This is a genomic window from Actinomadura meridiana (genome assembly GCF_039537545.1).
GTDB classification, from domain to species: domain Bacteria; phylum Actinomycetota; class Actinomycetes; order Streptosporangiales; family Streptosporangiaceae; genus Spirillospora; species Spirillospora meridiana.
In genome coordinates this window covers 669148-680785 of sequence record NZ_BAABAS010000004.1, presented here as the reverse complement: position 1 = coordinate 680785, position 11638 = coordinate 669148, and the positions used below count along the sequence as shown (strand labels likewise).

The 11638-nt window shown below is 64.2% G+C and carries 5 protein-coding genes; 4 read left to right on the top strand and 1 reads right to left on the bottom strand.

Annotation, left to right across the window (positions count from 1 at the left end):
• The first annotated feature begins 306 nt into the window (after positions 1–306).
• The 3 genes from ABD808_RS07230 (at position 307) to ABD808_RS07220 (ending at position 8975) form a co-directional block, all read left to right on the top strand.
• Positions 307–7209: an RHS repeat-associated core domain-containing protein gene (locus ABD808_RS07230; RefSeq protein WP_344891716.1), complete on the top strand. Its 6903-nt coding sequence runs from the start codon at positions 307–309 to the stop codon at positions 7207–7209.
• Positions 7210–7839: 630 nt separating this feature from the next.
• Positions 7840–8679, top strand: coding sequence for a polymorphic toxin-type HINT domain-containing protein (locus tag ABD808_RS07225; RefSeq protein WP_344891713.1), 840 nt, complete (start codon positions 7840–7842; stop codon positions 8677–8679).
• Between the two features lie 14 nt (positions 8680–8693).
• Entirely contained in the window at positions 8694–8975 is a 282-nt protein-coding gene (locus tag ABD808_RS07220; RefSeq protein WP_344891710.1) for an SMI1/KNR4 family protein, read from the top strand.
• A 630-nt stretch (positions 8976–9605) separates the two neighbouring features.
• Here the strand turns inward: ABD808_RS07220 and ABD808_RS07215 are convergent.
• Positions 9606–10061: a MarR family winged helix-turn-helix transcriptional regulator gene (locus ABD808_RS07215; RefSeq protein ID WP_344891707.1), complete on the bottom strand. Its 456-nt coding sequence runs from the start codon at positions 10059–10061 to the stop codon at positions 9606–9608.
• Between the two features lie 94 nt (positions 10062–10155).
• On the opposite strand from ABD808_RS07215, the gene ABD808_RS07210 reads away from it, so the two are divergent.
• Positions 10156–11634, top strand: a complete 1479-nt coding sequence (locus ABD808_RS07210; RefSeq protein ID WP_344891704.1) for an MDR family MFS transporter — start codon at positions 10156–10158, stop codon at positions 11632–11634.
• The last annotated feature ends 4 nt before the right edge of the window (positions 11635–11638 follow it).

Below are 11638 nucleotides of genomic sequence, written 5' to 3'. Positions count from 1 at the left end.
TCGTCCTGACCTGCTATATGACTGGACATTCTGTCGACAGTGTTGGTGAGGTGTTGATTGCCTGGCCCTGACGCTTCATTGTGCTGAGTGATCAATCTCCTGTGGTGTGTGCGTACACGAATCTGTACGCTGCGCGCTCACCTGACCGTCGAGGAGTAATGGCGTGCTGGTGTTTCCCAAGATCAGGCAGGTGTTGGCGAGAGCTGGGCGGTCCAGCCTGTTCGCCGAGTTCGGACGCATCGCAGGCCATCGTTCCCATCTCGATTCAGGGTGCTCGGACGGACAGCCCGCTATTCGGAGGATGTCATGGTGACCATGAGCCGCCGCCAGATCTTCGCGATACGGTGGCCATTGCGGCATTTGGCTGCCGGAATGACGGTGGTGCTGGCGGTCGGGCTGGCGTCTGCCCCGGCCGCGCAGGCCGATCCGCCGCATTCGAAACGTCCCAAGGTCGCCGATCACGAACGGACGGTCGAGGGCAAGGCATCGAAGGTGCGTCCTCGTTCTCCGGACGCTGCGGGGAAGCCGGGGCCAGCGGCCAGGGCTGCGTGGCCCAAGCCGGGCACGGTCGAGATTGTGGCGCCGGGCCGTGAGGTTGCGCGTTCTGGTTCGTCGCAGGGTGTTGTGCGCGCCGAAGGGTCGCCGGTCGCGTTGGCGCCGCCGGGCCCGGCGGTGAGCGCCGCGCAGGCGGGTCCGGTGTTGCGGGGACCGGTGAATGTCGCGGTGCTGGACCGCGCGACCGCCGCGCGCGCCGGGGTCGAGGGCCTGCTGTTCACCCTGACTGCGCCTGGGCGGGGACGTGTAGGGGTGCGTGTGGACTATGCGGCGTTCGCGCAGGCGTTCGGCGGCTCTTACGGTTCCCGGCTCCGCCTGGTCCAGTTGCCGGGATGTGCAGTGATCGCTCCGGTCAAGCCGGAGTGCCGGGCCTCGTCGCCGATCCCGTCCACCAACAGCGGTGAGTCCCGCACGCTCGCGGCGGATGTGACCACGACGTCTGGCACCCCGACGGTTCTGGCGGCGGTCGCGGCGCCCGCGGGGTCGCAGGGCGACTACTCGGCGACGAAGTTGCAGCCGTCCGCGACGTGGAAGGCGTCCGGGAACACCGGTGATTTCACCTGGTCGTACCCGATAAAAGGTGCGCCGGTGCCGGGTGGTCTTGTTCCCGGTGTTGCGTTGGCCTATTCGGCGCAGAGTGTGGACGGTCGGACGACCAACGCTAATAGCCAGCCGTCGTGGGTGGGTGAGGGTTTCGATTTTTGGCCGGGTTTCATCGAGCAGGGCTACAAACCGTGTGCCGAGGACGGTGCGCCCAAGGACCCGCAGGGCAGGTCTCCGGGCGACCTGTGCTGGGGATATGAGAACGCGACCGTCACCTGGAACGGCAAGGGCGGCGAGCTGGTCAAGGCCACCGACGGTACCTGGCGGCTGAAGAACGACGACGGCACCAAGTTCGAGAAGCTCACCTCGCTCGATACCGGCAACGGTGACCACGAGGGTGAGTACTGGAAGGTCACCACCACCGACGGGACCCGCTACTACTTCGGGCTGAATCGGCTTCCCGGATTCGGTTCTGGCGGCCCGGAGAGCAATTCGGCCTGGACGGTCCCAGTGTTCGGCGACGATGCCGCAGAACCCTGCCACAAGGACTCAGGGTTCGCTGATTCATGGTGCCAGCAGGCGTGGCGGTGGAACCTGGACATGGTCGTCGATCCGCACGACAACGCCGCCATCTACCTCTACGACAAGGAGACCAACTACTACGGCCGCAACCTCAAACCGGCCGACGCCACCCCCTACACGCGCGGCGGCTACCTGAAGTCCATCGAGTACGGGCTGCGCGGCGACAACGTCTTCGCGGGCGCGCCCCCGGCCTACATCCAGTTCGACAAGGCCGAGCGGTGCATCCCCACCGCCACCTTCGACTGCGCCCCTGCCAAGATCGACACCAGCCCGGACCAGTGGTGGGACGTCCCGTGGGATATGAACTGCACCGCCGGTCAGGAATGCAAGGACGGGCACGGCTCCACCACTCCCACCTTCTGGACCCGGTACCGCCTCAAGAAGATCACTACCAGGATCAACCGCGGCGCCGGTTGGCCCGCCCGCGACGTCGACTCCTGGACACTGGACCACCACTGGGGCGCGGTCAACGACGAACGCGACCTGCTGCTCAAGGAAGTCCAGCACACGGGTCTGGCTGGCGCGACCACCGCCGACGACATCGCGCTGCCCAAGGTCACCTTCAACCACGAGCAGAAGGCCAACCGCCTCGACCAGGCCGGGGACGGCCTGCCGGCCTACATCCGCTACCGCGTCACCAAGGTCTTCGACGAGTCCGGCGGCGAACTCGACATCAACTATTCCGACCCCGAATGCTCGCGTGCCTCACCGCCCACCCCGCAAACCAACACCAAGCGCTGCTACCCGCTGCTTTACCAGGTGCCCGGCTCGCCCACGCCGGTCTCCGATTGGTTCAACAAGTATGTGGTCACTTCGGTGGTGCAGAAGGACCGCACCGGCCACGCCCCCGACATGGCCACCCAGTACCAGTACCTGGGCGGCGCCGCGTGGCATTTCGACGATGACGACGGGCTGACTCGGGAGAAAAACAAGACCTGGTCACAATGGCGCGGCTACGGCCAGGTTCGCGTCACCACCGGTAGCCCAGCCGCCCCATCCACCCAGACCGACACCTACTACCTGCGCGGCATGCACGGTGACCGCGCCGGACCCGATGGTGGTACCAAGACCGTCACCGTCCCCGACGGCGAGGGCGGCACCCACACCGACGCCGAAGGACTGGACGGCTTCGAACTCAAAACCGTCCACTACACCGCGCCCGGCGGCAGCGTCCACGACAAGACCGTCAACACACCTTGGCGGCAGCAAACGGCTTCCCGCACCCGCTCCTGGGGCACCGTCACCGCCACCGCCGTTCAGGTCGGCACAGTCAACTCCTGGCTGGCGATGGACGGCGGCGCGTGGCGCCAGACCAGGAGCATCAACGAGTTCGAGACCGACTTCACCGGTGTCGGCCGGGTCAAGACCGTCAACGATCTGGCCGACGTCGCGGTTACCGAGGACGACCGGTGTACGAGGACCGAGTACGCCGACAACACCGGGAAATGGATGCTCGCCTATCCGTCCCGGATGGAGACGGTCGCGGTCGCCTGCACCCAAGAACCCGACCGCTCCAAGCACGTCCTCTCCGACGCGCGCACCTACTACGACAACGGCGACCTCGGCGCCGAGCCGAGCAAGGGTGACGTCACCAAGACCGAAAAGATCGCCGAACACGATGGCAGCCACGCTACCTACGTCACCGACAAGCAGGCCACCTTCGACACCTGGGGCCGCCCACTCACGGTCACCGATGCGCTGGGGCAGACCACTACCACTCGCTACACCCAAACCCAGGGCCTGACCACCAAGACCGTCACCACGACACCGCCCGCGACACCCGGTGACGCGAGCACGGCGCTGACTACGATCCAGGTTCTCGATCCGGCGTGGGGCGCGCCGACGTCCGAGACCGAGCCCAACAACCTGCGGACCGATCTGGCCTACGACGCGCTCGGCCGACTCCAGAAAGTCTGGAGACCCGACCGGTCCAAGGCGCAGAACCAGACGCCCAGCCTGGAGTTCGGCTACCAGGTCGCCGAAGGACAGATCGTCGCCATCACCACCAAGACCTTGAAGAACGACGGCACCCAGCGGATTGGTTCGATCGACCTCCTGGACGGCTGGCTGCGCGCCCGCCAGACGCAGGTCCTTGGTCCGGACGGCCGCCTGATCACCGACACCCTCTATGACGACCGCGGTGAGGTCTCCAGAAACTACGACTTCTACTCGGCCGCCGGCGCCCCCACCACCGCGCTCTTCACCGCCACCGACCCCGCCAACATCGAAACCCAGGCACACCACACCTACGACGGCCTCGGCCGGAAGACCGTGGAACGCCTGATGGTCGGCGACGGTGAGCTGAAAGAGAAATGGCGTACCACCACCACCTACGGCGGGAACTGGACGGCGGTGGACCCGCCTGCGGGTGCTACGCCGACGGCCGAGTTCACCGACGCGCGCGGTCAGGTCATCGAGCGGCGCCAGTACCAGGGCGCCGGCCCGACCGGAACCTATGACGGCACCGCTTACGGCTATGACCGCGCCGGCAACCTCACCAAGATCACTGACCCGTCGGGCACCATCTGGTCTCGCGTCTTCGACCTGCGCGGCCGGACCACCAGCGCCACCGACCCCGACTCCGGGACAACCGCACTCACCTACGACGACCTCGACCGGGTGACGAGCAGCACCGACGCCCGTGACCGCACCCTCGTCACAAGCTACGACGGGCTCGGCCGCAGGACCCAGCTCCGGGACGGGTCTGGCACTGGGAACGTGCTGGCGTCATGGGCCTATGACACCGCGACCCGGGGCAAGGGGCTTCTCGCGTCCTCGACCAGGCACGGTGAAGGCGGCGACTATGTCACCCGCGTTCCCGGCTACGATCCGCTCGGCCGTCCGGAGTCGACGCAGATCACCGTCCCCTCGTCGGAGGGGCCGCTGGGCGGCACCTACACCTTCGGCCAGACCTACAACCTGGACGGCACTCTCAACCAGGAAACGCTGCCCGCGGCCGGTGGCCTGCCAGCCGAGACCCTCAGCCACGGCTACGACGCCTACTTGCGTCCCACCCGGCTGAGCAGCGAACTGGCCACCTATGTCGGCACCACCGGCTACACCCCCACGGGCAAGCCAAAGCTCCTGGAGTTCGGCGCCACCGGCAAACGCATCTGGAACGAGATCACCTGGGAGCACGGCACCCAACGGCTGGCCACGTCCCGCAGCTACCGCGAGAACATCGCCGGCGACCTGCGCAACGCCACCTACGGCTACGACGACGCCGGCAACATCCTCAACCTGTCCGATGTCACCACAGCCGGCACCGACACCCAATGCTTCCGCCACGACTACCTGCAACGCCTTACCGACGCCTGGACCGTCAACAACCCCACCTGCCCGCAAACCCCAGGCGCCTCCGCCGGGCCCGCCCCGTACCGGTTCCACTACACCTACAAGACCGACGGCAACCGCAGTACCGAGCAGTCCTACAAGCCCGACGGAACCCTGCAATCCACCCGCACCTTCCGCTACCACGGCGATCCCGGCGTGGACGGCAGCGTCAAAGGCCACATGCTCGGCAAGGTCGACCAGACCGGCGCCAACCCCTTCACCGGACCCGACACCAACGACGAGAACTACACCTACGACCCGTCCGGCAACCCCGCCACCCGCACCATCGGCGACAGCACCCAGACCCTGACGTGGAACACCGAAGGCGACCTCACCAAGATCGCCGAAAATGCCACAGTCACAGGCTTCGTCTACGACGCCAACGGCAACCGCCTACTCCGCAAAGACCCGGGCGGCACCACCCTCTACCTGCCCGGCACCGAACTCCGCCGCACCACCGGCTCCGACACCGTCACCGGCACCCGCTATTACGACCACCTCGACCAGACCGTCGCTATGCGCGACGCCCTCGGCGTCCGTCACCTGACCGAGGACCACCAGGGCACCTCCAACGTCGCCGTCAACGCCACCGACCAGCAATCGACCACCCGACGCTTCACCCCCTTCGGCCAGCCTCGCGGCACCGATGAACACCAGACCTGGCCCGGCGAGAGGGGCTTCGTCGGCGGCACCGCGGATCCCAGCGGCCTCACCCACCTCGGGGCCCGCGAGTATGACCCCAACACCGGCCGCTTCATCTCCGGCGACCCCGTCATGAACGTCGCCGACCCGCAACAACTGAACGGCTACTCCTACGGTGGTAACAACCCGGTCACTGACGCCGATCCCAGTGGCCTGTGCCCACCCGACCGGTGCGGTCCAGGTGTCATGAACGTCGGCCACGACAAACCGGCCACTACCGGCGGCTGCGGCCTTCAAGAGTGCGGACCGGCCAACTACGTGCCCAAGCCCGCGCCTAGCACCTCCCACGGGTGCACCGCCGGGCAGGCCTACATGGTCGCGGTCTGCGGGGACTCGCGGATGACCTCCCTTTCCATGGCCGACAACCCCAAGCCTCCAGTGGCGAACCCGTCATTCGGTCAAGTCCTCCACGATGCGTTCTCGATCTGGGGTGAATGGCTGGGATATCCCGACCTCAAGAACTGTGTCACCGGAAAAAGCAAGGCGGCATGTGTCTGGACGGTTGTCTCAATAATTCCCGTGTTCGGGAAAGACTTGAAGCCATTCCTGCGGGCGCTGGCGAAGCTGCGGCGCGCGGAGGAGAGGGCGGACCCGGTGATCGACCTGGCGAGACACGCCGACGGCCCATGCAACAGCTTCGTCCCCGAGACGAAGGTCTTGATGGCGGACGGCAGCCACAAGCCCATCGAGGAGATCAAGTCCGGGGACATGGTGTTGGCCACCGATCCCTCCACAGGCGAGACGAGCGTCGAACCCGTCCTTGACACCATCACTACCAAGGGCGACAAGAAGCTCGTCCAGCTCACCATCGACGCGAACGCCCGGCTTCTGCCCGGGGGACAAGACGACAACCCCGAGCACGCATCCCTGGTACTCAAGCGCAAACAGCCCAAGAGCGGCGTGGTCATCGCCACCGACCAGCACCCCTTCTGGGTCGCCGGCGACATCAACACATGGGTCAAGGCAACCGACCTCAAACCCGGCATGTGGCTCCGCACCAGCGCCGGAACCTACGTCCAGATCACCGCCACCAACCACACGACCGCCGCCCACCAGCGCGTCCACAACCTCACCATCGCAATCGCCAACACGTACTACGTGCTTGCTGACAACACGCCCGTTCTTGTCCACAACTCCACTAAGTGTGGCGACATCGCTCTCGGTTTGAGTGAATTCGAGGGTGATCCACTGCATCTGCATGAATTTGCCACATCAACAGGGGCGACGCATTATCATGATTGGCCGTCCCAGGGGGAAGATTGGGTAAATGAATTCAAGGAGTTCGTGACAGATGGAGAGACCAATATCCACTTCAACCTAAACGGGATTGACGACCCCGTGGCTGCGGCAAGGGCTGGCAGTGGCCTTGACCCCATTTTTGATGGACACTCGACCGCATGGGAGCTAAGCTTCATTAGGGACAACCCGAAGTCGTGGTCTCGTGTGATCTTCTATCGAAGTGGGGAACCTGTTGCCAACCCCTTTGCCCCCTGAAGTTGGCGGCCGCGAGGAGGCTGACTTGCCCCTACGGCTCGACCGTCGGTTTCGCCCGTGGCGTTACAATGTCAGTCACTCCGAGTTGATGCTTCGAAGTATCGATAAGGTACCGGCTGGCGACCGCATCGATATAACCTTCTTCGGAGTTGTCGCCATGAAGCTCAAGACGGTATACGGTTCCATCACCCTTAAAAGGGCCTCGTCTGTCATGTCGGACGAGATACTGGAGTTCGCTGGGATCATGGGCCGGGCCCAGACTCGAAGTGTTCAGTGCATTACCCTTGAGTCAGAAACAGCAGAGAGCTTCGTTGCATGCATTAGATTTAGTGTTCGGATGCATCGACAAGTTGGCGAACACGATCGCCCCGGGATATCCTGCGAAAGTTCAACTCTGATCCTCCGCGGATAGAAGGTTCCGGATATACGTTGCTGAAAAGTATGGTGCGTACGCATTTCGGGAGATTTTGCGGGCGGGAGGTGTTCGACGCCGTCGTTTGTGGGGTTGGGGTGCGGTAGTGCAGGTCCCGGATGAACACGGTGCAGGCGTGGCAGCGTGGGCGACGCTTGGCCCTGTATTGAGGAATTCGTTGATTCGGAAGCGAGCATTGCCGCTCTAGGTTTGGGGAGGTGTCCTCCTCGGCCGCCGGCGATGAGAGCAAGGTGGTGGCCACCGATCCCTCCACAGGCGAGACGAGCGTCGAACCCGTCCTGGACACCATCACCACCAAGGGCGACAAGAAGCTCGTCCAGCTCACCATCGACGCGAACGCCCGGCTTCTGCCCGGGGGACAAGACGACAACCCCGAGCACGCATCCCTGGTACTCAAGCGCAAACAGCCCAAGAGCGGCGTGGTCATCGCCACCGACCACCACCCCTTCTGGGTCGCCGGCGACATCAACACATGGGTCAAGGCAACCGACCTCAAACCCGGCATGTGGCTCCGCACCAGCGCCGGAACCTACGTCCAGATCACCGCCACCAACCACACGACCGCCGCCCACCAGCGCGTCCACAACCTCACCATCGCAATCGCCAACACGTACTACGTAGAGGCCGGGGAAACACCCGTCCTTGTACACAACTGCGGTAATACCCCGCCCGGAGTTAGGTGGCCTGTGCCGCCGGCACTGGCGCAGGACCAGCCGATGCTCCTATCCGCGCCAGCGGTCCCTGGACCCGTGCGGACATCGGAAGAGGAACTCGCGGATTGCGCCCCCAGCAGCCTGGGGACAACCTCGAAATTCATCATGCTGACCAGATGCCCGGCTCCGCGATTCACGAGTTGGACCAAGGCGTGCATCGTGGTCCTGGAACTGACCTTCACCGAAACATATGGAATCAAGGTGTTACTAGCGGGATGCGCGCTGAAGATACTCAGCTTCACTGGTGGTATCGTTCGCAGGAGCAAGGCTGAGGCCTATGGGAGCCTGAGGCTTGGTTCGACAACTGGCCTGAATAATCGCTAGGTCGGAAGAATGCCTTGGAGTTTGAGCAGTTTGAGCAGGTTCTGCAGGATGCAAGCGCAGGAAGGCTTGGGAGAAATTATCCCGCGGAAATTCAGATCTTCGATTCTCGGCGCGCCACCGGATCGGAGCTTCAGCAGGTCGAATCTGAGCTCCGCGTGCAGTTGCCGTCTCAGTACAAGGAGTTCATGCGTCGGCATGGCAGTGGTGTCTTCATGTTCGTGGATCTGCTCCCAGCGATCGCGTCCGATGGTCGTTCAGATGATCTGATCGCAGTTAACAAGGGGTCGCTCCGTTAGGCGGGCTTCTTGGCTATTGCGCCAGTCGGTACTGGGGACTGGTGGGGGTTCTCTGTTTCTAGTGAAATATGTTCGAATGTAGTTTGCTTCATGGATCACGAGGATGGAAGTATTTCCTATTCATTTCCGGATATCCTCGACTTTCTTGTCCGCGAAGGGCTTCGCATAGAGATTGGCCCCTGAAGCGGCGACCGCTGGTCGCCATGTGGCTATGGGGCGGCCTCGTCGACAACCACGCAAGATCCTCTAATTCCGGTGACCGTGCTGGATCAATACTTTGTTCACGCTATCGTCGGGTCTGGGTGTCTATTCAGGACCAGAATGCCATCCTGAAAGCTCTACCGAAGTCCTCGGACGGTCTCGGGGTGCGTGGAGGCTAAGCTTTGTCTCGGCAAGCCGGGCCGTCGCGGGGTGGTCGTCCCGGCGAACATCGCGATCCATTAGGCGTGGATGTGGTTCATGCCCGGTTGGGCCTTTCGGTCAAGGTCGGGATCATCGCGCTGGTCGACAAGGGTTATCAAGGCGCCAGCTTGCGTTGTCTTCTCCCGTGCAAAGGACGAAATAAGCTTGAACTCCAGAGGGAAGCCAACCGCTCTGGGTATGTGTGTCCACTAGGTGTGTGTTCCTGTGTTAGTCGTTGTAGGTGTGGACGAAGCGGGTTAGGAGGCGGGCGAATTCGGTGCGTTCGGATTCTGTCCAGTCGCTCATGGCTTTGGCGAAGTGTTCTTGGCGGGTTTGGCGGGTGGCGTCTACTACTGCTTGGCCTTCGGGGGTTAGTTCTAGGTGGATGCGGCGGCCGTCTTCTTGGGACGCTACGCGGCGTACGTAGCCGGATTTGACGGCCTCGGTGACGATGCGGCTGCCGCGGGAGGCGTCCACGCCTAGGCGGGTGGCTACCAGGCCGACGCTCATCTCCTCGCCGGGGAGGTCGGGGCCCTCGTCGATGACGTCGACGACGTGCAGGATCTGCACGTCCACCGGCAGGTTGTGCTCTCTGATCGCGGCCTTGCCGAGGCGTTGCCGCGACATGCCGCGTCGCAGTTTGACCATGCTCCGTTCGACCGCGTCCAGCGCCTCCTCGCCCATGTGGACAGTCTAGCTAGGTTGCGGAACACATGTGGGTGTGCTTAGCATTCGTGTGCTTAAATCATCTATGTGTGAGGTGCATGTGGTTGCGACGATGAGTCAGCGGCATCGGGTGGTTGTTTTCGGGGGGCTGATGCTCGGGGGCCTGATGTCCTCGTTGGACGCGACGGTTCTCGGGACCGCGCTGCCCACGATCGTGGGGGATCTGGGCGGGCTTGATCGGCTGGCCTGGGTGTCGACCGCGTATGTGCTCGCTACGAGCGTGACCGTGCCGTTGTCGGGGCGGCTTGGGGATCTGTTCGGGCGGCGGGTTGTTCTGTTGGTCGGGCTGCTGGGCTTCTTGGCCGGGTCGGCGGCGTGTGGGGCGGCGCCGTCCATGGACTGGCTGATCGCGTTTCGGGTGGTGCAGGGCGCCGCCGCCGGGTGCCTGATGAGTTCGATGTTCGCGGTGACCGGTGATTTGTTCGAGCCGAGGGAGCGGGCCAAGTACCAGGGGTACTCGGCGATGATCTTTGCGGTGTCCAGCATCGCGGGGCCGCTGATCGGCGGGTTCCTCACCGATCACGCCTCCTGGAGGTGGGTGTTCTACATCAATCTGCCGTTGGGGGTGCTTGCCACTGTTACGACTGTGCTCTTCCTGCGGCTGCCCAAGCCGGAGGGCAAGCCGCGGGTGGACTACGCCGGGATCGTGTTGCTCGGTGCGGCGGTCACCTGCTTCACGTTGGTCACCAGTTGGGCCGGGACGCGTTATGCGTGGGGTTCGCCGGTCGTTCTTGGGCTGGCGGCGGGTGCGGTGGTGTTGTTCGCCGTGTGGGTTCTTGTTGAGCGGACGGCTGCTGAGCCGGTCATTCCGCTGCGATTGTTCCGGGATCGGTCATTTGCGGTCGCCTGCGTTGTCGCGGCCGTGGGTGGCGCTACCGGGTTCGGGCTTGCCGTGTATCTGCCGATGTTCTTCCAGGTCGTTGGGGGAGTGGGGGCCACGGAGTCTGGTCTGTTGCTTCTGCCGATGATGATCGGGCTGTTGGTCGCGTCCATGGGGGCCGGGCGGTATATCGAGCGGACCGGGCGCTATCATCGGCTGCCCGCCGCGAGTATGGGGGTGAGTGTGGTCGGCGTTGCCTTGTTGGCGACCATGGATACCGGGACTGGGCTGTTGACCGCTGGCTGCTTCATGGCGGTGTTGGGGTTCGGGGCCGGGTTGTCGCAGCAGGTTGTCATGCTCATCGCGCAGAACGCGGCGTCGCGCAGGGACATGGGGGCGGCCAGTTCGGGGGTGTTCGCTACGCGGATGCTTGGCACTGCGGGTGGGATGGCGGTGTTCGGGTCGATTGTTGCTAGCCGGTTCGCTGAGGAGGTGGGGCGGCGGGTGCCGGACGGGCAGGTTCCCGCGTTCGGTGATGCCGTGCGTCCCGAGGTGTTGGACGTGCTCCCGCAGCCCGTGCGGGACGGGGTCGCCGAAGCGTTCTCGGCCGCGTTTTCTGAGCTGTTCGTCGCCGCGTTGCCGTTGCTGGTGGTCGGGCTTGTGGTGGCGTTTTTGCTTCCGCAGGTTCCGCTTGCGGCAAGGGAGCGGTGACCGG

Coding starts and splice junctions, on each gene's coding strand:
- ABD808_RS07230 (WP_344891716.1), top strand. CDS start 307: ATGGTGACCATGAGCCGCCGCCAGATCTTCGCGATACGGTGGCCATTG.
- ABD808_RS07215 (WP_344891707.1), bottom strand. CDS start 10,061: ATGGGCGAGGAGGCGCTGGACGCGGTCGAACGGAGCATGGTCAAACTG.
- ABD808_RS07210 (WP_344891704.1), top strand. CDS start 10,156: ATGAGTCAGCGGCATCGGGTGGTTGTTTTCGGGGGGCTGATGCTCGGG.